This window comes from Streptomyces sp. NPDC029138 (assembly GCF_055564375.1).
This window is the reverse complement of the sequence record NZ_JBVHWM010000021.1, coordinates 45,752-70,028: the sequence shown is the minus strand read 5'-3', so window position 1 is coordinate 70,028 and position 24,277 is coordinate 45,752. Positions and strand designations below refer to the sequence as shown.

Here is a 24,277-nt window from a genome sequence, read left to right as displayed (position 1 = left end):
CGATCAGCCCGCCTGAGCCATCGGGAAGGCGCCGGGGGCAACGGCGGTGGCCCGGTAGGCGATGCCGTGCCGCTGCTGTCCGTTGAAGACGCTCTGCCAGGGCCGGGCCACCAGTCCGGGCAGCGAGACCGGGGCACCGACGGTCAGGCCTTCCGTGACCCCGCTCTCGGGGATGGTGACCTGGATCAGCGACGACTCGCCCTCATCGATGTAGACGACGCCGACGGTCATCAGAGCCTCACCACTAACGGCATCCTTGGCGATCTCGCCGGTCTGCCGGTCACGGACCTTCGGTGCCGGCGCTTCGGTGAGCAGGATCGTGGCGGTCGAGGCGTCGACGCGGATCACACGCACTGAGATGTCTCCTTCTGAGTCGACCAACTTGCACCTGACAAGTTGACTTAGCAAGTCCGAAGCTAGAGATGTCAAGTTGACTTGTCAAGCTGGATTGGTGGTTGATTTGAGACGCCGTCAGGCGGCTCAGTTCAGACGGTAGGTGTCTTCCAGTTCGTGCCGGTCAGCAGGGAGAAGCACGTCAGAAACTTGCAGCGCCTGCCCGGACGCGTCACAGGCGATGACAAGGACACTCAGGACGGGGATGCCTTCCGGCAGCCCCAGCAACTCGGCTTCGGTGACATCGGGCAGCCGCGCGGACACCCGCTCCGTCACATGGTCAAAGCGGACCTTCTTGCGCGCCTCCAGGTGCTCACGCACACCGGCGGTCAACGCGGCACCGCCGGCTAGATCGGTCCCCTCGACGAGGCCGACGGGGAAGTACGAGGAGACCAGCTCGACCGCTTCGCCGTCCTCTTCGACCAGGAAACGGCGCCTGACGGCCGTGGCGTTCTTTGGTAGTCCCAGGGCCGAGGCCACGCGCGCCGGGACCGCCTCTTCGCCGACGTCGACCAGGCGCCCGGGACTCCGCGACTCGTCGCGCGTCAGCGTTTCCAGACCTCGCCGGTCCTTCTCCTCGACGACCGCGGGGCGCCCTCGCACGATCGTCCCGTATCCCTGCCGGGACTCCAGCCAGCCGTCCCGCTTCAGCAACTCCAGCGCGCGCACGACCGTGGGTCGGGACATCCCGAACGCCTGCACCAGTTGGTTCTCGCTGGGAACCCGCGTGCCCGGCGCGTACGTGCCGTCCTCGATGCGACGCTGGATCGTTTGCGCGAGGCGCACGTACTTGGGTGCCTCCACTTCATACGCCATGAACGCCGCCTGTCGAGATTGGCCAAGTCAACTGGTCAACCAGACTAACGACAATTCCACTGTGGCAGTAGAAGCAGGACGTGACCCTCTCAGGAGGGCCAGGCATCTGCCATCACGAAGGAGACGACTGTTCCCCCGAAGCGGCTGGGGCCCGAGTGCCACGACTGAGCGATGGAGTCGACCAGGAGCAACCCGCGCCCGTGTGCGTCTTCGGCGTCCGGCCGGCGCAGACGAACACTCGCCGGAAATCCAGGGTTGTGCACCTCTACACGCAGCGAGGTGCCGTCCCGGAACCACTCCACCCGTACGCGCCATTCCTCGTCGGACCGCCCGTACAAGATCGCATTGGTCACCAGTTCCGAGATCATCAGCGTGCAGTCATCGACCGAGCAGGCCGGGTTGTAGGGCGCAATGAACTTCCGGAACCAGCGCCGGGCCCGGGGCACGGATTCGGCGGTTGGATGTAAGGTCATCGCCCCCAGTCGCGGTGACTCCTCGCAGGGGTAGCGGTCGATCATGTAGGTCATCCGCGCTCACTCCTTGCCGCTGCCGTCGCAGTCGAGGCAGCGCCGCTTCGACGCGGCACGGGTGCGGTCGTTGGCGGTGGCAAGGGCCACCGACGTACGCGAACTGACTCGCTTCCAGCCGCGCCCCCGGCATCCCCGGCAAGCTAAGTGCGTGCCCCGATCCGGCCGCTGACTCGTCACGCCCGTGCCCCCTTCCTAAGTGGCATTAGCCACTTCCTGGATAGTGGCATTAGCCACTTGTGGTGCGCAAGCGGTTCACGCGAACTGCCCTGCAATCAGGCGAGGGGGTAGCCCTGCTCGAACGCCCAGCGGTGCGGCGGATAGGTCGCCTCGGAGAATTCCAGTGGCCGATCCTGGAGGTCGTAGACCACGTGGTGAACGATCAACACGGCTGAGTCGGCGTCCAGTTGCAGGTCAGATGCCTCTTCGTCGGTAGCGGTCCGAGCACACATGCGATCCTCGGCGTAACTGCCCTTCCGCCCCGTCATGTTCTCGACGTACATCAGCGTCCCTTCCTGGATCCGTTCCGGTTCCAGGAGCTTGGGCGCGCGCTGACCGACGTCCGGAGCGAACCAAGACGTGGACAGGGTGATGGGCCCGTCCTGGTTATTGGTCACCCGCCGGCGGTGTACCGCCCGACGGTCCTTCGCCAGCCCCAGGGCCTCGGCGACGTGATCGGGTGCGTCCATCCACCCGGCCGACGTGATCACCGCGTACTCGCCGGACGTGTAGATCTTCCCTGTCTGGCGCGCGCGGCCGTACAACTCCCGTGCACGCCGGTTCACTTCGAGGCTGCGCACATAGGTACCCGACCCTTGGCGCTTCTCGACGAGCCCTTGATGGCTCAGCGCCTCCAGTGACCGGGCGGCCGTAGGCCGGGAGACCTTCCAGTCCGCCGCCAACTGCCGTTCCGAGGGGACCTCGTCCCCCGCCCGCAGGTCTCCCCGAAGGATCTGATCGCGGATGTAGTGCGCGATCTGCAGATACTTCGGCTGAGCCTCCTCGATCTGGGGCATGTCCCCTCCTTCTCAAAGTGGCTATGGCCTCTAGCCACTATAGGGTGAGTGGCCAATATCAGAGCCCGTAATGTGGAACACATGACGCGGTTGATCGTCGCAGCAGGAGGAGGGGGCGACGCAGTCGCCGCCGCAATGCTTCACGCCGGCCTGTACGGCGCCGAGCACCAGGCGGTGATCCTCACCTACGCCTGGGACCGCCTCTTGGTCGACCCGCTCCCGGGCCCCCGAGGAGCCGGCAGCTTTACTGGGCTGGAATCCGTCACTCGCTCCGTCTGGTCGGTGCCGGCCGAGGCCCAGCCGATCCCACCGGCAGGCTCAACACTGCCCCGACTCGCGGCGCAGCTCCCCCACACCTTCGCCTTGCTCGACCCGCACCACGGTGCCGAGGGCATCACGCGGCAGCTGGAAGAGCTGGTGGACCACCTGGCCCCCACGTCGATCGATCTGCTGGACGTCGGCGGAGACATCCTCGCTCAGGGCGACGAACCCACGCTCAAGAGCCCGCTTGCCGACGCAATCACACTCGCCGCCTGCTGCCAGGTAAACGCCCCGATCCGCTTGCTGATCGCAGGCCCGGGACTGGACGGCGAGGTCCCACCCGACGACCTGCGCCCCGTGCTCGGCACCCTTGTCCATACCTTCACGTCGAAGGATGTGGAGGTGGTCGGTACCGTGCTGGAGTGGCACCCCTCAGAAGCGACCGCGATGCTCGCCGCAACAGCTCGGGGAGTCCGCGGCATCTGCGAGGTACGCGATGCCGGCCTTGCCGTACCCCTCACCGACGAGGGAGCCACAGTCCACGAAGTCGACATGGACGACGCGGTCAGCCGCAACAGCCTGGCCCGTGCCGTCATGGCGACGGCCACCCTGGACGAGGCCGAGGCGTACAGCCGGGAAATCTGCGGCTTCTCGGAAATCGACTACGAGCGCAACAAGGCAACCTGGCTCACCGAGCGGACGCCCGCGAAGCTCGATCCCGCCGACGTGCTGTCCCGGCTCGACCAGTTCCAGGCTGAAGCCAAAGCCCGCGGAGTCACCCACACGACGTTCCGCCGTATCACCGAGGCCCTTAACCTCAGCGGCTCCCAGCGCGAAGAGCTACGCCAACTCCTCATCAGTAGCCGCCCAGAGCAGTACGCAGCTCCCTTGTGGCGCATCCCAACCACGGACTGAGTTACAACCTTCTCTACGGGTTCAAGGCCCGCGCACGGCGCGGGCGCGCGCCGCCTCTGCGGCGCGGCCTGCCTCCTGTCTCCGCCCCGGCTGGCCGCGCCCGGCGGCGCGCTGCGTGCAGCGGGCAGAGGTAGGAAAACCCTCTATGGCTGAGGCCGGTCGGCTCCACGGCTTTAGGCAGCCACTTTGGCGCGAGCCTCGCAGATCATGGCCCCAACGTCGTGCTTTACCGGGCAGGTCCACAGACTGCCCGACGCGCCGGAAGCTTACGGGGCCATGATCACTCGCGCCAAAGCAGCTCCAGCCCAAAGCCGCTGCACCGACCTTGAAGGGACGCACCCGCCCTCCGGGCAACTTGCGCGTTACATATAGCGGCCAAATTTTCAGACTGCATTATTCTGACGCCTGAGGCATGGAGGAAAGATACGGAGCAACCATGCCTCCGTCCTCGTAAACCTCCAATGACGCACGAATCTCCCCATACAGTGCCTCTATCGAGGAATTCAGAGCAATATAGCCATCCTGGTAAAAGAAAGAAACCGGTGCAAGAGCATGCAGACCTCGAACCAAGCCCTCTAGCTCGATCTCCGTTCCGGTCCATTCGTCTGCGATCATCCAGGCATGGAGATGCTGAATCTTAGTTGCGACCGGCTTATCGCTGTACTTTTCAAGGACTTGAACCAGCCGGTCGATCCGAGGGCGAGGAACTGAAACGCTCCTTTCCTGCTGCTTAATCCAATCAGCAGTGTCCGCCGGCGAACGAAGGTCGAATAGCGGCCTGATCGAAGCAGGAGACAAACCCTGCAGCGGAAACACCTCAACTAGCTTCGCTAGGTCGGCAACACGGATGGGAACGATGTCGTCGTTCTCACAAACTTTAGCCAACAAAGCTTCGGGATCCTCGGCACCTTGAAAGTCTGGAGCGACGACCACAGTAAAATCGGGCTTGATTTCGACGGAGGCATCCTTCGCCAGGCTCTCGCGATGCACTCGGAGGATTGAAGTCCTCGCCGTGTCGGCCCTGATCTTAGCTACCTTAGAGGTGTTTTCTATAGGGATCTCAACACCGTCGTCGTCCAGGTGAATCACAACCGATTCACCACTTGACTTCGCATCATAAGTAAATGCGTAGCTAGACGATTGAGCATTTTCCTGACGCCGCCCAAGTCGAGCAGTTACGATGCCGTCCGTCCCATGAGTTGCACCTCCACGTTTCACTACATGGAAGCCCAGGATGGAAAAAGCATCGGCGACCGCATCTTCCAGGTCATCTTTTCGGTTGCGTGCGTCATTCAGGTGCTGGGCTATCACCGTAGCTGACCGCGGATATCGCTTGACCAATGCCCTAAGGAACGAATCCCGCCGTCGCATGACACGCTCAACGATTTCTGGCGCCACGTTCTCGTCAAGCATGTATGCCTCAGTTAGAAGCTCGGTTAGGCCGAGCAGACGGAGCGGTTCATCAACCTTTTTGGCATCCTTGTAATTTGCTACAAAGGGGTGTGATTCGTTGAGAACTACAGTTTTCCGTGCCGGATCATACGAGACGAAACGCGCGCTAGACACCTGCGGTTCCATGACGATCTTTTCCACTAGATCGTCTTTGCTCTCTACCGCATTAGCCATTTCCTCTTCTTGAGAGGGAACAATGCCCAGGCTCTCCTGAACAAGGCTGTCACCCTCTGCCGCACGCCTTAGCATTCGACGTAGCGGTCCCTGACTCAGCGCCAGGGGTGGATCGGCTAGCCTGTTATCTTTTCCAAGTCGGCCAAGCTGATCGTCCCGGTCCTTCTCCTGAGCTATCGTGCGTGCTCTATTGAAAACCGCCTTAAGGTAAGACTTGACCTCATCTAGGGCCAAGGACTCCTTGATGCTTTCTCGTGCACTGGCCACCCCTTCATCGAGCCCATCGGCCCAAACTTCCATGAAGAAGCGACTCAAGGTTCCATGCCGCAACTCGACATCTAGATCGAAGTCTGCCGCCTCGACCCCTAGATTAATCAGCCTTCCCCGCACCCGGACGAAGAAGCCATGACTCCTCTCAATCCGTTCACTCTTACCTACGTTGATGAGATCCTTGAAAAGGATGGCCCTGCCGGCAATTGGGCCCGCATGAGGCAATTGGAGCGCGCTGGCAGTGGAACCGTCCGGAAGCTCAATCTCAGAGCTCGGCAATTGCGCCCACTCTGACTTCTTCCCCTTCCCGCGACCAGGAAGTTGATCCTCATCCTTACCAACCACAAACTCCCAGAGCCTCTCCTTGTCTGCCTTGGTGGACTCCAAGTCCTCAGAATTGTAGTAGAGCTTGAAGTCCGGATGTAGCGGCAATGCGGTCCGGAGAATCCACCTGAGCCTGCCGAGCTCAATTTCTGTCGCCGCAGGCTTTAGGTCAGCAAGAATGGCCGCTGTCCAGTGTTCCGGCTCTTCATTTCGAATCGACTCAAGGAACGCCTTGTTCTCACCCAGGGAACTGAAGGCGTTTTCCAGCGTCGAGAGGACATCCTCTCGACTAAGTTCCACCATGTCCAAACGAAGGTCGACTGTATTCAGGAGCCCAGTGGGCGCATTCTCCAGCAGAGAGAAATCCATAGTGATAGCCCTATAGGTCCCTCCCTGATACACCAAGTATGTAAGAGATCGCGCAAGAACATACGTAGCGAGTTTGCCGATTCCGAACTTACCAACAGGGTTTTTACGTCCGGCCGGCGGCCTCTGCGTCCTCTTCTTTGACTCACCAATCTTCCAGAGGTCGTGAAGATCGCTCTGCCCCATTGACTCGCCGTCATCACCAACCACGACGACTGCGCCCGCAGCTGCCAGGTCATTCGGAAGTGCTACCCAAACGCGCTTGGCACCGGCATCGTACGAGTTAGTGATCAGCTCTTCAAAAGCCTTATTCGGAGAGCTGTAAAGGCCTTCCGAGAAACGTTCAATGATGCCAAACGAAAGTTGAAGAGGAACCCGGTCTACTAGCGACCCGCCACTGATGAGTGTCGAGACGGGAACGAGGTATTCCTCCTCAGCTTGTGGAGTAGGTTCATTCGACTGCCGAGATTCTGCGGTCACAGGTATTCCCCCCCGGGATATGCATGATGCCTGTATGCCAGCGCTACTAACGCCCCGTTGGGCGCTCAACCGTCAAGACTACCTCTTTGCGCATCCGCTTCGTCATTGATGATGACGGATTAGCTGATGACACCGGAAGGTACCTACGATTCTCTGGTAGAGCCCTTTCCGTTTGGTCCACCACTCGAAACCCCGATGCCTCATACGCAAGGCCCACAAGGGAGTCATTCTGAATATAGTTCCCACGCAGAGTCGAGTTACCGATCACCGTGACGACCGTAGCGCCGGGCTTGCTAACACGATGCAACTCATCCCCGAACATGCAAAGATCCCGTGCATACCTTGTGATTGTTGCAATTGGTAGGAGGTCAGGCTTAGGGACGGACGCCTTGATTGACTCAACCATTGCGTCAACTCGCTCACTCGACGGCTCACCCAACGCCCGCTCCGCACCGATGCTGCCAGATCGAATCTTTCGCAGTTCAGGAATTGAGTATCCAAGCCAAATGAGCGAAAGTTTATGTCCACGGAGATAGTCAATGGCATTTAGATAGGGAGGGGAGGTGATGACCAGATCAACCGACTCATCCTCTAGTTGCAATGAACGAGCGTCGCCTCGCCCCACTCCTGCGGAACCTCGAACCTCGCGCTGGTCAAGGAGACGTTTTAGCTCCTTAACTGATTTACTGAAGCCGGCCAATACGTCGTAGGCCGATTCCTGCATGACCTTGTGAGGACGGCTGTGTGACGTATCGGCGGCGAGGGAAGCCTTCGGCGACTTTGTCACAATTGTTCGACTAAGGGCAATCTGGAGTGCTTCTCGAACCGGAACGTCTTCAAGGTTGTTAATCACCCTGGAAATTCGATTCAATTGCGTTCGCTGACCATGACCGAACCAGTACTCAGCAAACTTAGCGGTTTCCGCGTCGGACCATGGCAACGACTTAATGCGGGAGCGCTCAGCCAAGGAGATCACGCGTTCTGCTTCTTCAAGCATTTTCGACGTGTCAACGTGCTGGGTAGCAACCTTACTCATCAAGACTGCGAGCGGATCTACGTCAAATCCCTGCGCCCGATGCCCATTCGCTGTTGCAGCCGCCAACACAGTGCCCGATCCGCACATGGGATCCAATACAGCTAGCGAGCCGCTCGCGCCGTCGCCCTTAAGATGATTGATGGCGATATCAGGAGCCATCCGAGCTGGGAAGGGATGAATGGTTCGGGCGCTCAAGCTGCACTCCTCCGTGTTGCCTGGGCGGCACGGTCAAACGTGCTGCAGGCATTCAATCAGTGTCGATCTTTCCAGTCAACACGCCGTTACGACTAGTTAGCAAGGCTTCGCATCTCGCCGAGACTGCTGCGCTCCTCGCACCAAAGACTGAGCCGGGCAGGCCAGTTCGATCGATGCACGGAGTGCAGCCTTAGACTGGCACACTCCGACCACGATCCCCCTCTTTGCGACGCGCGCCGAGATGACGGGAATCGCCCGAAATCGCCCAATTGATCCGCGGCAAACATTCCCTCGCGGGCGATAGGTCGCATCCAGTCGAGCAAGCCTTGAAGAGCAATCAACGTCAGCGAGTGCGCCACGCAGCGCCCTGCCGGGGTGCCTGCGACGAGCGCACCGTGTCACGCTGCAGGGCCGTTGCGGAGGTGTGCTACGCCCGAGCCACCTGGTACAGCGCCGTCTGTTCGACCTAGTCGGGGCTAGCAGCGGTAGCAAGCGAGGTTCGCGGACCGTGCCCACCGTCCGGGCTCAACGTCTCTGGACGAATGCCGACTTGATCACTGCAGCATGGCACCAGATCAGAGTGTCGTGGTTGAGAATGTCTGGGTGACTCCCAATCCGCTGAGCATCGCTGGGTTCACCGCCCCTGGAAGACCCGAGTGTCTCGTTTGCGACCAGGTGCATCCCCTGTGGCCTGACCAGGCCCTCTACCCGCCGTTCGCAGACCTCGAGCTAGACCCCTTCGCCGCGGGCCTCGTCATGCGCACGCTGGCAGCAGCAGGTGATGGGTCTCCAGAGTGCAACACCGAGCTGCTCTACGCGCCCGTTGCCGCCTACAGCAAAAGCCTTGTCAATCTCCGGACCAATGAGCGGCAGCGCCGCAGAAATACAAAAGAACGCCAAAGGGGAAAAGCTCCCGCGTTGACCCATGAGCTGACCTTCTACACTTTCAACGTCATGACATTCATTTGGTCGCTCGGGATCGCGAAGAGTACGGGAGGCAACGTGGCAAACACGTTGCAAGAAAAGGTCATCTTTCCCGCGAACGACATGATCAAGGACGTTCCGCAGGACCTTGTGGTCATGGCGGGCGCGGTATTTCATGTGGCGCTCAATTCCAAGTATCGGGACACAGAAAGCCTGTTCCGGAACTTGTTCCGGGAGAGCATGAACCTTGAGGTGCTAGCAGAACGACAACGCCCAGGAGACCTGTTTAATGGCATGCATGGGATGTTGATGACCGCCGCGAGCTATGCAATCTACGCTGGGGCCATCCTCACACGTGCTGCTCCCTGATCACTCAGTAGCAGAGCTTATGGGCACCACCGATAAGGGGAGGACATGCCGCGGGGAGATGAAAGCCGTGTACAAGCGGCATTCGAGCAATGGCTAGTCAGCCGTGGATGGACTCTGCGCGCCAAATCTGAGCGCGGTGATGTGGACGTCAACGCGGTCCATCCAGACGGACGCCACCTCCTTGCTGAGGTCAAGGGTGAGACCAGTGCGCCAGGCCTGGACATCGACACCGCGTACGGGCAACTTCTGCGCCGCATGACGAGCAAGGAGGCGACGACGTACGCCGTGGTCGTACCCGAGCGTGGCGTCACCGCGGCGCTGCGCGTGCCTCAGGCCGTGCGCGATCTACTCGCTGTAGAAGTGTTTGCCGTGAACCAGGAAGGCGAGGTTCGCTTCGTGGCGTGACGCTCACCTCTGGGCGGTGGGTTCCGGCCGGCCACGCCACGCCCGGCGGCAGACGCCAACGGCACTCGACAACCCACCACAGATCGAGCTGTCGGGCCTGCTGACAAACTTGTGCTGCGTCAAGGGTAAGCACTACGAAGAGGCCGACTGGCTCTGGACTATTCGTGGACAGATCACCGGCAACCTTGACTCGAAAGCCCTCTGACCAGCAAGTCGTCCATAAGCTGAAGGGCCCTCCGGAGCCGTGTGCGCAGGTTCGAATCCTGCCGGGGCACCTCGAAGAAGGAAAGACCCCGTCACCAGCGGAAACGCTGAGGCCGGGGTCTTCGCGTCTGTGCAGGCGTATGCGGCCCGGAGCGGCCGTACGACGGGGTCTGTGGTTATTCGTGGACAAGATCTGAGCGCGTCTGCCCAGGTCAGAGCAGCTAGCTCGGAGCGCCCACAGCCCGGCGTGCCGGTCCCGCTCCGGATCCGTGGGGTCGAATACGCTGCGAGGACGTCCAACCTGGCGTCCTCGATAGTGCGTGCACACAACTGACTGCCGCACGGCGGCGGCTCCTCACGTCGGCCCGGCCGGCGCAGCCGCCGCATGAAGGAAGGGGTGTGGCATGAGGCCTCCAGGCGTGCACCTGCGGGAGATCACCGACGACAACCGGGATGCTGTTCGTGCCCTCCGCGTCCGACGTGATCAGAAGCAGTTCGTTGCCTCCGTGTCCAAGTCGCTCAAGCAGGCGGCCCAGCACCCGGAGGCCAATCCCTGGTACCGCGCCGTGTACCTCGGTGACGAGCCAGTCGGCTTCGTGATGCTGTCGTGGAAGCCGCCGGCTGGTCCTTACGAAGGGCGGCACTTCATCTGGCGCCTCCTCGTCGACAAGCGGCACCAGAGGCGAGGGATCGGCCGAGAGACTCTCACACAGATCGCCGACCTGGTTCGTGCGGACGGCGCCACCGAGCTGCTGACCAGCTACGATCCCGGCGACGGCGAACCGTGGCCCTTCTACCAGAAGTTCGGATTCGAGCCCACCGGGGAGATCGACGATGGCGAGATCGTTCTGCGGCTCACCTTCCCCGCTCAGTAAGCTCGTGTGGGAAACCACAGACAGTTTCCGGTAGCCACCTGACTAACAATTTGGCGGGCTCTGGAATTCGACCAGCGGCCGACGCCCTTCGACCGGGACACGACGAAGCCCCCGGCCGCACGCGGACCAGGGGCTAATGGCCATGTTCCTCGCCACTCCTATTCGTGCAGCAACTCTTCGATCTTGCGGTTGGCGATTTCCTGCGGTCCATCAATGCATTCGAGCCCAACGCGGTCGTGAACGCGGCCAGCAAAGTGGCCGTCGAGGCAGCATCCATCCTCGCCATCCATCCTCGCCGGCGCCCGGGCAGGCGCCTCCCCCCTTCGTGTGACCAAGACCCTGAGCGCAGGTTCGACAGGGGAAGGGGTCTGCGTAAAGAGCGCGAATCGGACAGGGTTGCCCGGTGGATGGGCGTACGTCCGTCCACCAGCTTCCGGTCGCTTTGTCCAATACCGCACCCCTCACGCCGGCCTCTTCCGTGTGGCCGTCTTCTTCGCCGTCGTCTTCTTCGTCGCCTTCTTCGCGGCCGTGCTCTTCGCAGCCGCCGTGCTCTTCGAGGAAGCCGTACTCTTCCCGCTCGCCGCCCTCTTCACCCCCTCCCCCGCCTTCGCCGCCCCCTCCCCCGCCCCGGCCGTCGACTCCCCCGCCCTGGCCGTCGACTTGCGCGCAGGCGTCGCCCTCTTAGCGGCGGCCGTCTTCTTCTCCGACGTCGACTTCTTGGCCTCCGTCTCCTTGGGTTCCGCCCGTCCCCGTCGCAGGGGTCTGATCTCGGCCTCCTCCTCGGAGGTCGGGGCGGCGCCGCGGGATTCGCGGGCCGCTCGGACGCTGTTCTCCAGGGCGGCCATCAGGTCCAGTACCTTGCCGCCGGCGGCGGGCTCCGGGGTCTCGGGCGGGACCTCGCCGGAGGCCTTCGCGGCGATGACCTCCTCCAGTGCCTCCCGGTACTCGTCGTGCAGGTCCTCCAGGTCGACCTCGCCGAGGGTGTCCATCAGGGCGTCCGCGAGGTCGAGTTCCTTGTCGCGGATGGTGACGGCGGTGTCGGGGGCGAGGCCCTCCGGGGTCCGGACCTCGTCCGGCCAGAGCAGGCCGTGCATGGCGATGGCGTCGCCGACCACGCGGAGCATGCCGAGGCGTTCCCGGCCGCGCAGGGCGTACTTGGCGATGGCGATCTTGTTGCTGCGTTTGAGGGCCTCGCGCAGGAGGGTGTACGGCTTGGCGGCGGGGGCTCCGCTGGCGGCCAGGTAGTACGCCGCGCCCATCTGGAGCGGGTCGATCCGGTCGGCCGGGACGAAGGCGACGATCTCGATCGTGCGGGCGGTCGGGATCGGGAGGTGGGAGAGGTCCTCGTCGGTGATCGGGATGATCGAGCCGTCGGCGTCCTCGTACGCCTTGCCGATCTCGGCCTGGCTGACCTCGCGGTCCTCCAGTTCGCACACCTTGCGGTAGCGGATGCGGCCGTTGTCCTCGGTGTGGATCTGCCGGAAGGAGATGGCGTGGCTCTCCGTGGCGTTCACCAGCTTGATCGGGATGCTGACGAGCCCGAAGGAGATGGCGCCGTTCCATATCGATCGCACGTGCCGCATCCTTCCCTTTGCCGATTTTTCCGGTTCGTCTGGGATTGTCATCTTATGACGCCTATCACAGAGGTGGAGGGGCGCCGGGTCGCGCTCAGCAACCTGGAGAAGGTGCTGTATCCGGAGACCGGCTTCACCAAAGGGGAGCTGCTGCACTACTACGCGACCACCGCCACGGCCCTGCTGCCGCATCTGCGCGACCGGGCGGTGTCCTTCCTGCGCTATCCGGACGGCCCCGAGGGCCAGCTGTTCTTCACCAAGAACGTGCCGCCGGGTACGCCCGAGTGGGTCACCACCGCCGAGGTCCCGCGGTCGTCGGCGGACAGCCCGGCCCGGATGGTCGTGGTGCAGGATCTGCCGAGCCTGGTCTGGGCGGCGAACCTGGTCACCGAGTTCCACACGCACCAGTGGCTGGTGCAGCGCCCGCAGGAGGCGGATCGGCTGGTCTTCGACCTCGATCCGGGCGCCCCCGCGACGGTCGTGCACTGCTGCGAGGTCGCGCTGTGGCTGCGGGAGCGGCTCGCGGCGGACGGGATCGAGGCGTACCCGAAGACCGCCGGGTCGAAAGGGCTGCATCTGCTGGCGGCGGTGCGCGGGAGTTCCTCCGAACACACGTCCGACTACGCGAAGGCGCTGGCGGTGGAGGCCGAGCGGGCGATGCCCCGGCTGGTGGTGCACCGGATGACGAAGAGCCTGAGGCCGGGGAAGGTGTTCGTCGACTGGAGCCAGAACGCGGCCCGCAAGACCACGGCCACCCCGTACACCGTGCGCGCCCGCCGTGTCCCCCTGGTGTCCGCGCCGGTGACCTGGGAGGAGGTGGCCGGCTGCCGGCGCCCCGGGCAGCTGGAGTTCCACGCGGAGGACATGGCGCCGCGCTTGCGGGACCACGGGGATCTGATGGCGCCGCTGCTGGACCGGGGGTCGGCGGCTCCGTTGCCGTGACGGCGGGTCACGGCTGGGCGGTATGCCCGTACGGGCCAGCGCGTGGGAGGCGGCGCGCAGCTGGCCCATGACGGCCGCCACTTCCTCCCTTGTGGGCTGCCTCCGCTACAGCCTCCCCCACGTGTTCCGGTCCCGGGCCATCCCGTGCAGCGCCTCCACGTCCGCCGGCTTGAGCACCCCGCCCAGCCGGGCCAGAGCCGCCAGCTCGGTCTCCGTCATGATCCGCACCCTGCGCGGCGACGCCGTCACGGTCACCTCGGACGGGCCGACCAGGGCCAGCAGCGGGCGGACCTCGGCGGTCAGGGCGTACGCGGCACGGTCGGCGTCGGCGCGCAGCCGGCGCAGCAGCGGCTCGGCCTCGCGGCGGCCCAGGGTGACCATCGGGTCGGCGACCAGGACCCGGGTCCTGCGGGCGTACAGGGCGTGGACGGCGAACAGGCCGCCGGGGCCGATCACCAGGTGGTGGATGCGGTCGCCGCCGGGCAGCGGGAGGGAGTGCAGGGTGTGCCAGCCGGCCCCCTCCAGGCCGTCCAGGGCCTCGCCGACGGTCTGCTCGGCGGTCAGGGCGCGCCGGCGCGGGTCGGGGCGCAGCCGGTGGGCGGGGCCGGGGTCGCGGTCGAGGGCGACGAGCAGGGCCTCGCCGGGGCGGTTGGGGGCCAGGTCGTCGTCCGGGTGCAGGGTGAGCCGGGCGAGTTCGGCGGGGGTCGGGACCGGGGGCGGGCCCACGGTCACCGGGCCGGTCAGGAAGGGTTTCAGGGCGTGGAGCACAGCGTCCCCGCTGTCCTCGGCGAGCAGGTTGACCCGGCCTGTCTCACGGTCGTACCAGGCGATATTGCTGCCGTCCTCGCGGCAGACGTACAGCCGCTCCCGGCCGTGCCGGAAGGCCGGCACCACGCGCAGTCCGCTCATGCGCCATCACCCCTCGACCATGGGAACAGGCGGGGTGCTCCCGGGGCAAGACCGGTTACGGTGGAGGGCGGCCCGGTGAGGGGGAGTTGGGGAGGCGCCGTTGCGGACCCGCGGAAAGCAGCCCGACATACCGGCTCCGGACAGCCCGTGGAGCGAGATCGTGCCCGGCCTGTGGATGGGCGGGCACGAGTTCCGGGGCCGGACCGGACGCCTGGAGTTCGCCGTCGTCCGTGACGAGTTCGATGTGGTGCAGTCCTTGCTGCGGCTGCCGGGGTACGGCCCTGATCCGGGCGTGGAGCACCATGTGTGGCCGATCCCGGACGGCCCGCTGGACGGGACGCAGCTCGCCGGGGTGATCCGGCTGGCGCGCGCGGTGAACGAGGCGCTGGACGCCGGCCGCCGGGTGCTCGTGCGCTGTTACCACGGGTACAACCGCTCGGGGCTGGTGATCGCGCACGCGCTCGTGCAGCGGGGTGACTCGGCCGACCAGGCGATCCAGCTGATCCGGGCCCGGCGCTCGGCCTGGGCGCTGCACAACGAGCTGTTCGTGGAGTACCTGCGGGCGGGCCTGTCGACCGTGCGGCTGCTGGAGGAGCTGGCCGAGTAGTCTCGCCCGCGCCCGCAGCACGGACAGCCTCGCCAGGCACCCGCGAAGCAGCACAAAGCTCACTTCCGTCAGAATGTGACCATGCCAGTCCGCCGTCCCGCGCGCACCGCCCTCGCCGTGGCCGCCGTCGCCCTGCTCTCGGCGACCGCGACGGCCTGCGGGGACACCGGTGAGCTGCGCGGCGCCGGGCCGACCCCCACCGCCGTCAGCCCCGCCAGGCTCTGGCCCGGTCTGCGCCCGGCGTCCAGCCCGGCCTACCCGTACGACGTGGCGACCCGGGCGACCGTGAAGGGCGTCACGGTCCCCGATGACGACATCCGGAAGGTCGATCCCGTGGACGTCGTCGAGGCGGAGCTGAAGGCGCACCCCGACGACTACGGGTCGAAGGGCGCGTACCACGGGACCGTGGACCGGATGAAGGAGTGCCGGCCGGGCGGGAACCGGGCCCGGTGCCCGCTGCTGAAGCCGTACTACCGGGACCTCACCGGGGACGGCCGGGCCGATCTGACGCTCGGCTTCCGGCTGTACCCGACCAACCAGACGGCGGTACGGGTCTACACCGTCGAGGGGCACACGCTGGTGCAGGTGCTGGCCGACAACGACGCGATCATCGGGGTGGAGCTGGCCGGCCGCGCGCTGATCGAACGCTCGCCGGCCGACATCTCCGGCTACGAGTACCGCACCACCTGGCTGTGGGACCCGGGCCAGCGCGCGATGGTGTTCTCGCGCGACGAGTACCTGCACGTCGGCGACGGCCGGCACAGCACGACGCCGTCCCCGTCGCCCTCCCCCGCGCAGACCCCGTGATGAGGCTCGCGCTCCCCCAGTGGGCCGGGGCCCTCGCCGTCAAGGCCGCCGCGTTCATCACGGTGATGTGCTGCGCGCTGGCCGCGCTGCTCGGCATGCTCGTGCATGTCTCGGTGACGAACCAGACCGTCGGCCAGGCTCGTGACCTGGCGCTGTCCCGGCTCGCGGACGCCACCGAGGCGTACGAGGCCGGGGACACGCTGCTGCCGGGTGCCGGGGTGGACCCGGAGGGCCTGCCCGCGTCGCTGCGGGCGCTGGCGGTGGCCGGGAAGCGCGGCACGATGGTCGCCACGCACCGGGGGCGGCCGACCATGTGGGCGGCGGGACCGGCGGCCGGGCACCGGGCGCTGGCCGTGGAGGTCGACTACTCGCAGCAGTCCCGCACCATCGCCGGTCTCGACCAGTCGATCCTGTGGTCGTCGGCGCTGGCGATCGGCGCGACCGTGCTGGTCGGCGTGTTCGCGGTGACGCGGGTGACCCGGCGGCTGCACGGCACCGCGCGGGTGGCCCGGCGGATCAGCGCGGGCGACCTGGACGCCCGGGTGAACGACCCCCGGACGAAGGACCCGACCCGCCCGCAGGACGAGGTGGCGGCGGTGGCCGCGGCCCTGGACTCGATGGCGTCGAGCCTCCAGAGCAAGCTGCTGAGCGAGCAGCGGTTCACCGCGGATGTCGCGCACGAGCTGCGCACGCCGCTGACCGGGCTGCACGCGGCGGCGGAGCTGTTGCCTCCCGGGCGGCCGACGGAGCTGGTCCAGGACCGGGTGGCGGCGCTGCGCACGCTCACCGAGGACCTCCTGGAGATCTCCCGGCTGGACACCGGGCGGGAGAAGCTGGAGGTCGACGCGGAGGAGCTGGGCGCGCTGGCCGAGCGGGTGGTGCGGGCGTCCGGTACGGACACGGAGGTGCGCGTTCTGCGGGACGCGCGGGTGGAGACGGACCGGCGGCGGCTGGAGCGGGTGCTGGGGAATCTGGTGGCCAACGCGCACAAGCACGGGGCACCTCCGGTGGTGTTGACCGTGGACGGGCCGGTGGTGACCGTGCGGGATCACGGGGGCGGGTATCCGGGGTATCTCGTCGCGCACGGGCCGCAGCGGTTCCGCACCGAAGGCGGGGCCAAGGGGCATGGGCTGGGGCTGACCATCGCGGTGGGGCAGGCGGAGGTGTTGGGGGCGCGGCTTTCCTTCGCCAACGCGGTGGAGGGGGGCGCGGTGGCGACGTTGAGGTTGCCGGTGGCCGAGTAGGGCTCGGGGCCACAGGTGGTCTTCGGGCTGCCCGTCGTGTGTGGTTGATCGCGCCCGCGCGGCGGAGCCGCATGGCGATACAGCCCCGCGCCCCTTTCGGGGCGCTGTCCCCGGGCGGCGCCACGCACAGGACGCCCTATTTAGGTAGGTTCCGGGCATGACGAAGGCCGGAACCACCCTGGCGGCGGCTTCCGCTCCCGCGCGTGCCGTACGCCTCCCCCGGCGTCGGGGCGTCGAGCTGTCCCTGCTCGTGCTGGCCGTCCTGTTGTCCGTGTACGGGTACTGCGCGGTGGGGCTGGCGCGGGCCGGTACCGTGCCGCCCGGTGCCGTCGGTTACGGTGCCGGGCTCGGCGTGCTCGCCCTGTTCGCCCATGTCGCGGTCCGCATCCGGGCGCCGTACGCCGATCCGCTGCCGCTGCCCATCGGTGTGCTGCTCAACGGGCTCGGGCTGGTCCTGATCTACCGGCTGGACCTGGAGACACCGGGCGACCAGGCGGCCCCCACCCAGTTGGTGTGGTCCACGCTCGGGGTGGGTCTGTTCATCGCCGTCGTGCTGGTGCTGCGCGACCACCGGGTGCTCCAGCGGTACTCGTACGTCTGTGTGGTCGCCGCCCTCGTCCTGCTGGCGCTGCCGATCCTGTTCCCGCCGGTGAACGGTGCCCGGATCTGGATCCGGATCGCCGGGTTCTCCATCCAGCCGGGCGAGTTCGCGAAGGTGCTGCTCGCGGTGTTCTTCGCCGCGTATCTGGCCGCCAACCGCAGCGCGCTCGCGTACACCGGGCGCCGGCTGTGGCGGTTGCAGTTCCCGACCGGGCGGGTGCTCGGGCCGATCCTGACGATCTGGCTGGTGAGCGTGGGCGTCCTGGTGCTGGAGCGGGACCTCGGGACCTCGCTGCTGTTCTTCGGGCTGTTCGTGGTGCTGCTGTACGTGGCGACCGGACGCACCGGCTGGATCGCGGTCGGGCTGCTGCTGGCCGTGCTCGGGGCCTTCGCCGTGGGGCGGCTGGAACCGCATGTGGGCGGGCGGATCGAGGACTGGCTGCACCCGTTCGCCACCATCGAGGCCGGGCAGGGCCCCAACCAGCTCTCCCAGTCGCTGTTCGCCTTCGCCGCCGGCGGGTTCCTCGGCACCGGGCTGGGGCTCGGCCACTCCATCCTGATCGGCTTCGCCGTCAAGTCGGACTTCATCCTGGCGACCGCCGGGGAGGAGCTGGGCCTCGCGGGCCTCGCGGGGATCGTACTGCTGTACGCCCTGCTGGTGGAGCGCGGCTACCGGGCGGGCCTCGCGCTGCGCGAGCCGTTCGGGCGGCTGCTCGCGGTCGGGCTCGCCTCGATCGTGGCGTTGCAGGTGTTCGTGATCGCGGGCGGGGTCACCGGGCTGATCCCGCTGACCGGCATGGCGATGCCGTTCCTCGCCCAGGGCGGCTCCTCGGTGGTCACCAACTGGGCGATCGTGGCGCTGCTGGTCCGGGTGAGCGACTCGGCGCGCAGCCAGTACGACGGCCGGGAGGCGCCGTGACCGAGTACGGCCTCCCCGACGGCGGGCGCCCGATGGGGAAGTACATCCGGCACGCCTGCGTGTTCTGCGCGCTGCTGCTGGCGGCCCTGCTGGCCAACGCGATGCGGGTGCAGGTCGTGCAGTCCGAGGAGTACGACGGCAATCCGGCCAACCGCCGGGCGACGATCGCCCGGTACCAGCAGCCGCGCGGGAACATCCTGGTGGGCGGCGAGCCCGTCACCGGCTCCGTGGACACCGGCGAGCAGCTGCGCTACGAACGCACCTACCGCAACGGCCCGTTGTACGCGCCGGTCACCGGCTTCTCCTCGCAGAAGTACGGCACCACGTACCTGGAGCAGGCCGAGGACGGGGTGCTCTCCGGCACCGATCCGATGCTCGCGCCGCTGCCGCTGTGGAACGACGTGACGCGGGCGCCGAACCGCGGCGGCGATGTCGTCACGACCCTGAACCGGCAGGCGCAGGAGGCCGCGTACCGGGGGCTCGCCGGGCGGAAGGGCGCGGTGGCCGCGATCGAGCCGGCCACGGGCCGGGTCCTGGCGCTGGTGAGCAGCCCGTCGTACGACCCCGCGGAGCTGTCCGGCAACAGCGAGGCGGTGACGTCGGCGTGGGCGCGGCTCAACCACGACCCGGAGAGGCCGATGCTCAACCGGGCGGTTCGGCAGACCTATCCGCCGGGGTCGACGTTCAAGGTGGTCACGGCGGCGGCGGCGCTGGACGCGGGCGTGGTCACGGACCTGGACGAGCGCACCGACTCCCCCGACCCCTACCGGCTGCCCGGCACCACCACCCGGCTGACCAACGAGGGCGACGGCTGCCGGGACGCCTCGGTGCGCGACGCCTTCGAGTGGTCCTGCAACACGGTCTTCGCCAAGCTGGGCGTGGACGTGGGGGTGCGGGACATGGCGACCACGGCCCAGGCGTTCGGGTTCAACGACACCGGCGTGCGCATCCCCTTCGCCGTGGCGCCCAGCACCTTCGACACACGGGTGGACAAGGCGCAGCTGGCGCTGTCCTCGATCGGGCAGTACAACACGCGGGCCACGCCGTTGCAGATGGCGATGGTCGCGGCGGCGGTCGCGGACGGCGGCCGGCTGCGTCCGCCGTATCTGGTGGAGCGGACCACCCGGCACGGCGGCGAGACGGTCGCCGGCAGCGCGGCCCGGCCGGGGCGGCAGGTGATGCGGCCGGCCACCGCGGCCCGGATGAAGGAGCTGATGGCGGGCGTGGTGCGGGAGGGCACCGGCACCAACGCGGCCATCCCGGGCGCGCTGGTCGGCGGCAAGACCGGCACCGCCCAGCACGGGATCGGCAACGCCGGGGTGCCCTACGCCTGGTTCGTCTCCTGGGCGCAGGCCGAGGGCGTGCTGGAGCCGCAGGTGGCGGTGGCGGTGGTGGTGGAGGACGCCTCGGCGGACCGGGGCGAGATCAGCGGCGGCGGGGACGCGGCGCCGATCGCGCGGGAGGTGATGCGGGCGGTGCTGGGGCGGTGAGGGTCAGCCGATCGGCTCGCGCATCTCCGAGCGGATCGTGAGGGTCTTGCGCGCGAACGCCTCCAGGTCGACGTCCGACGGGTCCTGGTTCATGGCCGCCGTGGCCACCTCAGCGACCGTGGCCCCGGTGTTGCCGTCGGCCCACGCGCACACCGGCACGGTGATCTTCGTGCCGAGGTTCTCCTCGGTCATCACCTCGCAGCTGATGGTGACGCCGTCCAGCTCGAACTCCTTCGCCGGTACGGCGATCGTGGCACCGGCGCCCTCGCCGGCGCCCTTCATCATGTTCTTGCGGGCCTCTTCGGTGTTCTTGAACCGGCCGTACATGCCGGACACCACCAGGGTGCCCTTGGCCTCGTCACCGCCGGGGCTGTAGGTGCCGACCACGCCGCGGGTGTCCTTGGCGTCCCAGGCTCCGTCGGCCTCCTCGCTGATCTTCTTGCCCTCGGACCCGGAGAGGTCGTCGACGAGTTGGTACTTCCCGTCGAGCAGCTTGCCAGGCAGGGTCAGCTTGTTCTCCGCCGCGGGGAAGCCGCTCTCGGCCACCGTCCCGAGCACGATGAGAAGCACCACGACGGCCGCGACGACACCGCCCACGATGCCGAGCACCAGACCGATCCGCCGCTTCTTCGGGGGCGGGGCCATGGGCGGCACGCCCCAGCCGGGGTACGGCTGCTGGGGCGGGTAGGGCTGCTGCTGCGGGTAGGGCTGCTGGGGATACGGGGAGCCGTACGGTCCCGGGGACTGCGGGGGCTGCTGGCCGTACGGCCCCGGGTTCTGCGGCGGCTGCTGGCCGTAGGGGCCCGGGTTCTGCGGCGGCGGAGGCATGGACACGCCAGCACGCTACTGCACCCGGGTGACGAACCGGCACCGCACCGCGCGCCCGGTCAGTCCTCCGCCGCCCCCGACTCGATCGCCGTCTCCACCTCGGCGACCCGTTCCCGCTCCTCGGCGGCGAAGCGCTCGGCGTCCAGCCGCTCGGCCAGTTCCTCGTCCTGGGCCATCAGCAGGTCCAGGTCGGAGTCGCCCAGCTCCAGAACACCCATGTCCACATAGGCCTGCTGGAGCCGCTTGCCCCACAGGCCGATGTCCTTGACGCACGGGACGATGCGGCTGAACAGCAGCTTCCGGAACAGCCGGAGGAACTCGGACCGCTCGCTCAGCGCCTCCGCCTCGGCCTTCGGGATGCCGAAGTTCTCCAGCACCTCCACCCCGCGCAGCCGGTCGCGCATCAGATGGCAGCCCTCGATGACGAACTCCTCGCGCTCGCGCAGTTCGGCGTCCGTGAGCTGCTTGTAGTAGTCGCGCAGCGCCATCCGGCCGAAGGCCACGTGCCGGGCCTCGTCCTGCATGACGTACGTCAGGATCTGCTTGGGCAGCGGCTTGTCCGTGGTGTCGCGGATCATGCCGAAGGCGGCCAGCGCCAGGCCCTCGATCAGCACCTGCATGCCGAGGTAGGGCATGTCCCAGCGGCTGTCGCGCAGGGTGTCGCCGAGCAGCGACTGGAGGTTGTCGTTGATCGGGTAGACGAGGCCCATCTTCTCGTGCAGGAACCGGCCGTAGATCTCGGCGTGCCGGGCCTCGTCCATGGTCTGGGTCGCGGAGTAGAACTTGGCGTCCAGGTCGGGCACCGACTCCACGATCCGCGCCGCGCAGATCATCGCGCCCTGCTCGCCGTGCAGGAACTGGCTGAACTGCCAGGAGGCGTAGTGCCGGCGCAGCTCGCCCTTGTCCTTCTCCGAGAGCTTGTCCCAGTACGGGGTGCCGTACAGGGACATCGCCTCGTCGGGTGTGCCGAGGGCGTCGTAGGGGTCGACCTCCAGGTCCCAGTCGATCCGCGTCCGCCCGTCCCACTGCTTGTCCTTGCCCTTCTGGTACAGGGCGAGCAGGCGGTCGCGGCCGTCGTCGTACTCCCAGCTGAACCGGGCCGCACCGGCGGCGGGCACCTGCCAGGGGGAGTCTCCCGGCTCGTCGGCGTAGAGGTCATGCGTCGGCATACCCCGCAGGCTCACACGTAGACGGCGAGTCAACAAGTCATGCGCGAGGGATTGACGGCCTTGCTGACAGGCAGTCTCATAAGAGGCAGGACGACTACCCCCGGGTAACGAGGTGAGGGAGCCATGACGACCCTGACGGAAGCGGACGCGCTGGACGGGCTGCGCGATGCGCTCGGCCTGCTCAAGGACCGGGAACAGGTGGCCGAACGGCTGCTCGTCTCTTCCGCCAAGCACTCCTTCGACCCGGACAAGGAGCTGGACTGGGACGCGCCCTTCGAGGAGGGCAAGTGGTTCTGGCCGCCGGAGCTGGTGTCGCTCTACGACACGCCGATGTGGAAGCGGATGAGCGAGGAACAGCGCATCCTGCTCTCCCAGCACGAGGCCGCCGCGCTGGCCTCGCTCGGCATCTGGTTCGAGATCATCCTGATGCAGCTGCTAGTCCGGCACATCTACGACAAGGCGGCGACGAGCGCGCATGTGCGGTACGCGCTCACCGAGATCGAGGACGAGTGCCGGCACTCGAAGATGTTCGCCCGGCTGATATCGCACGGCGGCACGCCCTGGTACCCGGTGAGCCGCGCCCACCAGAACCTGGGCCGCCTGTTCAAGACGATCTCCACGACCCCCGGTTCCTTCACCGCCACGCTGCTCGGCGAGGAGGTGCTGGACTGGATGCAGCGGCTGACGTTCCCCGACGAGCGGGTGCAGCCGCTGATCCGGGGCGTCACGCGGATTCACGTGGTGGAGGAGGCGCGGCATGTCCGGTACGCCCGTGAGGAGCTGCGGCGCCAGATGGTGACCGCGCCGAAGTGGTCCCAGGAGTTCACCCGTGTCACGTCGGGCGAGTTCGCCCGCGTCTTCTCGGTCGCCTTCGTCAACCCGGAGGTCTACACCAACGTCGGCCTGGACAAGCGGGAGGCGATGGCGCAGGTGAAGGCCAGCGGGCACCGGCGGGAGGTCATGCAGACGGGCGCGAAGCGGTTGACGGACTTCCTGGACGACATCGGGGTGCTGCGGGGTGTCGGACGGCGCTTGTGGAGGTCGTCGGGCCTGCTGGCGTAGGTCGGCCGCAGCGCCCCGAAGGAGCCGCGAGCAACCACTGCGTACCCGCAGGTGAAAGACGGCCGAAGCCGCGCGGCGATTAGGCTGCGGTGCATGACCCCGTCGGCCACCCCCGCATACCGTCGGCTCAGCGTCGAGGAGCGACGAAGTCAGCTCCTCGACGCCGCCCTGAGCCTCTTCGCGCACCGCGCGCCCGAGGAGGTCTCCCTGGACGACGTGGCGGAGGCGGCGGGGGTCTCGCGTCCGCTGGTGTACCGGTACTTCCCGGGCGGCAAGCAGCAGCTGTACGAGGCCGCGCTGCGCTCCGCCGCCGACGAACTCCGGCAGTGCTTCGACGAACCCCGCGAGGGGCCCCTGCTGCCCCGGCTGTCCCGCGCCCTGGACCGCTATCTGGCCTTCGTCGACGAGCACGACACCGGCTTCAGCGCGCTGCTCCAGGGCGGCAGCGTGGTGGAGACCTCCCGCACCACCGCCATCGTGGACGGGGTGCGCCGGTCCGCCGCCGAGCACATCCACCAGCACCTGGGCGTCGCCGATCCCGGCCCCCGGCTGCGCATGACCGTCCGGATGTGGATCACGGCCGTGGAGGCGGCCTCCCTGATCTGGCTGGACGAGGACAAGCAGCCCCCGGTGGAGGAGCTGCGCGACTGGCTGGTGGAGCAGTTCGTGGCCGTGCTCACGGTCACCGCGAGCCGCGATCCGCAGACGGCCGCGCTGGTCACCGCGTTGTCGGCGGATGGCTGAGACTGGACCTGTGAAGAGCCAGGACACCCCCTTCGAGGGCGGCCCCATGGACGGGCGCGTGCTGCCCGTCCTGGTCGGCCCCACCGGGCACCCCCCGAAGACGTACCGCATCCCCGTCCCGGACCCCGAGGGCGGCCCGCCCACTGTGCTCGTCTACCGTCGTGTGCCTCGGGGGCACAGCAGGAGGCTGGGGCTGATCCAGGGCTGGAAGTACCGGTACGACCCGGACGACAGGTCCGGCGGAAAGCTCCGCTGGCCCTGGTCGAAGCCGGACGCCACGCCGTCCGGCAAGCCGGACGACGCGAACGGGTGAAACCGCTGCGCCGAACCGCGCACGCTTCGTATCCAGCAGGCACCGACACCTCTGATTATCGGGTTGC

The 24,277-nt window shown here is 67.0% G+C and carries 23 protein-coding genes; 13 read left to right on the top strand and 10 right to left on the bottom strand.

Annotated elements, in window-relative coordinates; translation table 11 throughout:
- Nucleotides 1-3 precede the first annotated feature (3 nt).
- The 4 genes from ACZ4WH_RS18955 to ACZ4WH_RS18940 form a co-directional block, all read right to left on the bottom strand.
- A complete protein-coding gene (locus tag ACZ4WH_RS18955) occupies nt 4-354 on the bottom strand; it encodes an SCO3933 family regulatory protein (protein ID WP_058081256.1) in 351 nt (116 codons plus the stop codon).
- Between the two features lie 126 nt (nt 355-480).
- Complete coding sequence (locus tag ACZ4WH_RS18950) at nt 481-1,209, bottom strand: GntR family transcriptional regulator (protein ID WP_468181780.1); 729 nt, start codon at nt 1,207-1,209, stop codon at nt 481-483.
- 89 nt (nt 1,210-1,298) lie between these two features.
- Entirely contained in the window at nt 1,299-1,736 is a 438-nt protein-coding gene (locus tag ACZ4WH_RS18945) for an ATP-binding protein (protein ID WP_468181778.1), read from the bottom strand.
- 275 nt (nt 1,737-2,011) lie between these two features.
- Nucleotides 2,012-2,752, bottom strand: a complete 741-nt coding sequence (locus tag ACZ4WH_RS18940; protein ID WP_468181777.1) for a GntR family transcriptional regulator — start codon at nt 2,750-2,752, stop codon at nt 2,012-2,014.
- 81 nt (nt 2,753-2,833) lie between these two features.
- On the opposite strand from ACZ4WH_RS18940, the gene ACZ4WH_RS18935 reads away from it, so the two are divergent.
- A complete protein-coding gene (locus tag ACZ4WH_RS18935) occupies nt 2,834-3,928 on the top strand; it encodes a DUF1152 domain-containing protein (RefSeq protein WP_468181775.1) in 1,095 nt (364 codons plus the stop codon).
- Nucleotides 3,929-4,321: 393 nt separating this feature from the next.
- On the opposite strand, the gene ACZ4WH_RS18930 is transcribed toward ACZ4WH_RS18935, so the two are convergent.
- A complete protein-coding gene (locus tag ACZ4WH_RS18930; protein ID WP_468181772.1) occupies nt 4,322-6,994 on the bottom strand; it encodes an ATP-binding protein in 2,673 nt (890 codons plus the stop codon).
- 46 nt (nt 6,995-7,040) lie between these two features.
- Nucleotides 7,041-8,225, bottom strand: a complete 1,185-nt coding sequence (locus ACZ4WH_RS18925) for a hypothetical protein (RefSeq protein ID WP_468181770.1) — start codon at nt 8,223-8,225, stop codon at nt 7,041-7,043.
- A gap of 564 nt (nt 8,226-8,789) precedes the next feature.
- Here ACZ4WH_RS18925 and ACZ4WH_RS18920 point away from each other — a divergent pair.
- From ACZ4WH_RS18920 to ACZ4WH_RS18910, 3 genes are all read left to right on the top strand, one after another.
- The gene (locus ACZ4WH_RS18920; RefSeq protein WP_468181768.1) at nt 8,790-9,518 is read left to right on the top strand and encodes a hypothetical protein; all 729 of its coding nucleotides are present in this window, start codon (nt 8,790-8,792) and stop codon (nt 9,516-9,518) included.
- A gap of 45 nt (nt 9,519-9,563) precedes the next feature.
- On the top strand, nt 9,564-9,923 hold the full coding sequence (locus ACZ4WH_RS18915) for a hypothetical protein (protein WP_468181766.1): 360 nt from the start codon (nt 9,564-9,566) through the stop codon (nt 9,921-9,923).
- A 623-nt stretch (nt 9,924-10,546) separates the two neighbouring features.
- A complete protein-coding gene (locus ACZ4WH_RS18910; RefSeq protein WP_468181764.1) occupies nt 10,547-11,002 on the top strand; it encodes a GNAT family N-acetyltransferase in 456 nt (151 codons plus the stop codon).
- A gap of 461 nt (nt 11,003-11,463) precedes the next feature.
- On the opposite strand, the gene ku is transcribed toward ACZ4WH_RS18910, so the two are convergent.
- Nucleotides 11,464-12,576, bottom strand: coding sequence for a non-homologous end joining protein Ku (ku, locus tag ACZ4WH_RS18905; RefSeq protein ID WP_468181762.1), 1,113 nt, complete (start codon nt 12,574-12,576; stop codon nt 11,464-11,466).
- Between the two features lie 54 nt (nt 12,577-12,630).
- Here ku and ligD point away from each other — a divergent pair, with 54 nt between their 5' ends.
- Complete coding sequence (gene ligD / locus ACZ4WH_RS18900) at nt 12,631-13,518, top strand: non-homologous end-joining DNA ligase (protein WP_468181760.1); 888 nt, start codon at nt 12,631-12,633, stop codon at nt 13,516-13,518.
- Between the two features lie 105 nt (nt 13,519-13,623).
- Here ligD and ACZ4WH_RS18895 read toward each other — a convergent pair whose 3' ends face one another.
- Nucleotides 13,624-14,427, bottom strand: coding sequence for a nuclease-related domain-containing protein (locus tag ACZ4WH_RS18895; protein ID WP_468181758.1), 804 nt, complete (start codon nt 14,425-14,427; stop codon nt 13,624-13,626).
- A gap of 100 nt (nt 14,428-14,527) precedes the next feature.
- On the opposite strand from ACZ4WH_RS18895, the gene ACZ4WH_RS18890 reads away from it, so the two are divergent.
- The 5 genes from ACZ4WH_RS18890 to ACZ4WH_RS18870 all read left to right on the top strand — a co-directional run bounded on the left by ACZ4WH_RS18890 (nt 14,528) and on the right by ACZ4WH_RS18870 (nt 20,094).
- Nucleotides 14,528-15,034: a protein-tyrosine phosphatase family protein gene (locus ACZ4WH_RS18890; protein ID WP_468181756.1), complete on the top strand. Its 507-nt coding sequence runs from the start codon at nt 14,528-14,530 to the stop codon at nt 15,032-15,034.
- A gap of 81 nt (nt 15,035-15,115) precedes the next feature.
- A complete protein-coding gene (locus ACZ4WH_RS18885; protein ID WP_468181754.1) occupies nt 15,116-15,841 on the top strand; it encodes a hypothetical protein in 726 nt (241 codons plus the stop codon).
- Entirely contained in the window at nt 15,841-17,085 is a 1,245-nt protein-coding gene (locus ACZ4WH_RS18880; RefSeq protein WP_468181752.1) for an ATP-binding protein, read from the top strand. Before ACZ4WH_RS18885 ends, ACZ4WH_RS18880 begins: the two co-directional genes overlap by 1 nt.
- 157 nt (nt 17,086-17,242) lie before the next feature.
- Entirely contained in the window at nt 17,243-18,604 is a 1,362-nt protein-coding gene (locus tag ACZ4WH_RS18875) for an FtsW/RodA/SpoVE family cell cycle protein (RefSeq protein ID WP_468181750.1), read from the top strand.
- Between the two features lie 32 nt (nt 18,605-18,636).
- Nucleotides 18,637-20,094 carry a penicillin-binding transpeptidase domain-containing protein gene (locus ACZ4WH_RS18870; RefSeq protein ID WP_468181854.1) on the top strand — a complete coding sequence of 486 codons (1,458 nt, stop codon included), beginning with the start codon at nt 18,637-18,639 and terminating at the stop codon, nt 20,092-20,094.
- Between the two features lie 3 nt (nt 20,095-20,097).
- On the opposite strand, the gene ACZ4WH_RS18865 is transcribed toward ACZ4WH_RS18870, so the two are convergent.
- Both ACZ4WH_RS18865 and ACZ4WH_RS18860 read right to left on the bottom strand, forming a co-directional pair.
- Nucleotides 20,098-20,928: a hypothetical protein gene (locus ACZ4WH_RS18865; RefSeq protein WP_468181748.1), complete on the bottom strand. Its 831-nt coding sequence runs from the start codon at nt 20,926-20,928 to the stop codon at nt 20,098-20,100.
- A gap of 53 nt (nt 20,929-20,981) precedes the next feature.
- Complete coding sequence (locus tag ACZ4WH_RS18860; protein ID WP_468181746.1) at nt 20,982-22,091, bottom strand: ferritin-like domain-containing protein; 1,110 nt, start codon at nt 22,089-22,091, stop codon at nt 20,982-20,984.
- Nucleotides 22,092-22,214: 123 nt separating this feature from the next.
- Here ACZ4WH_RS18860 and ACZ4WH_RS18855 point away from each other — a divergent pair, with 123 nt between their 5' ends.
- The 3 genes from ACZ4WH_RS18855 to ACZ4WH_RS18845 all read left to right on the top strand — a co-directional run bounded on the left by ACZ4WH_RS18855 (nt 22,215) and on the right by ACZ4WH_RS18845 (nt 24,210).
- Nucleotides 22,215-23,153 carry an AurF N-oxygenase family protein gene (locus ACZ4WH_RS18855; protein ID WP_468181744.1) on the top strand — a complete coding sequence of 313 codons (939 nt, stop codon included), beginning with the start codon at nt 22,215-22,217 and terminating at the stop codon, nt 23,151-23,153.
- A 93-nt stretch (nt 23,154-23,246) separates the two neighbouring features.
- Nucleotides 23,247-23,897 (top strand): TetR/AcrR family transcriptional regulator, encoded by a 651-nt coding sequence (locus ACZ4WH_RS18850; protein ID WP_468181742.1) that lies wholly within the window; start codon nt 23,247-23,249, stop codon nt 23,895-23,897.
- A 10-nt stretch (nt 23,898-23,907) separates the two neighbouring features.
- Nucleotides 23,908-24,210: a hypothetical protein gene (locus ACZ4WH_RS18845; RefSeq protein ID WP_468181740.1), complete on the top strand. Its 303-nt coding sequence runs from the start codon at nt 23,908-23,910 to the stop codon at nt 24,208-24,210.
- The last annotated feature ends 67 nt before the right edge of the window (nt 24,211-24,277 follow it).

What these genes read in the sequence shown, in the direction of transcription:
- ACZ4WH_RS18870 (WP_468181854.1), top strand. Translation starts at nt 18,637, where the DNA reads ATGGGGAAGTACATCCGGCACGCCTGCGTGTTCTGCGCGCTGCTGCTG.
- ACZ4WH_RS18855 (WP_468181744.1), top strand. Translation starts at nt 22,215, where the DNA reads ATGACGACCCTGACGGAAGCGGACGCGCTGGACGGGCTGCGCGATGCG.
- ACZ4WH_RS18895 (WP_468181758.1), bottom strand. Translation starts at nt 14,427, where the DNA reads ATGAGCGGACTGCGCGTGGTGCCGGCCTTCCGGCACGGCCGGGAGCGG.
- ACZ4WH_RS18915 (WP_468181766.1), top strand. Translation starts at nt 9,564, where the DNA reads ATGCCGCGGGGAGATGAAAGCCGTGTACAAGCGGCATTCGAGCAATGG.
- ACZ4WH_RS18920 (WP_468181768.1), top strand. Translation starts at nt 8,790, where the DNA reads ATGGCACCAGATCAGAGTGTCGTGGTTGAGAATGTCTGGGTGACTCCC.
- ACZ4WH_RS18885 (WP_468181754.1), top strand. Translation starts at nt 15,116, where the DNA reads ATGCCAGTCCGCCGTCCCGCGCGCACCGCCCTCGCCGTGGCCGCCGTC.
- ACZ4WH_RS18945 (WP_468181778.1), bottom strand. Translation starts at nt 1,736, where the DNA reads ATGACCTACATGATCGACCGCTACCCCTGCGAGGAGTCACCGCGACTG.
- ACZ4WH_RS18880 (WP_468181752.1), top strand. Translation starts at nt 15,841, where the DNA reads ATGAGGCTCGCGCTCCCCCAGTGGGCCGGGGCCCTCGCCGTCAAGGCC.
- ACZ4WH_RS18850 (WP_468181742.1), top strand. Translation starts at nt 23,247, where the DNA reads ATGACCCCGTCGGCCACCCCCGCATACCGTCGGCTCAGCGTCGAGGAG.
- ACZ4WH_RS18940 (WP_468181777.1), bottom strand. Translation starts at nt 2,752, where the DNA reads ATGCCCCAGATCGAGGAGGCTCAGCCGAAGTATCTGCAGATCGCGCAC.
- ACZ4WH_RS18860 (WP_468181746.1), bottom strand. Translation starts at nt 22,091, where the DNA reads ATGCCGACGCATGACCTCTACGCCGACGAGCCGGGAGACTCCCCCTGG.
- ACZ4WH_RS18875 (WP_468181750.1), top strand. Translation starts at nt 17,243, where the DNA reads ATGACGAAGGCCGGAACCACCCTGGCGGCGGCTTCCGCTCCCGCGCGT.
- ACZ4WH_RS18950 (WP_468181780.1), bottom strand. Translation starts at nt 1,209, where the DNA reads ATGGCGTATGAAGTGGAGGCACCCAAGTACGTGCGCCTCGCGCAAACG.
- ACZ4WH_RS18935 (WP_468181775.1), top strand. Translation starts at nt 2,834, where the DNA reads ATGACGCGGTTGATCGTCGCAGCAGGAGGAGGGGGCGACGCAGTCGCC.
- ligD (WP_468181760.1), top strand. Translation starts at nt 12,631, where the DNA reads ATGACGCCTATCACAGAGGTGGAGGGGCGCCGGGTCGCGCTCAGCAAC.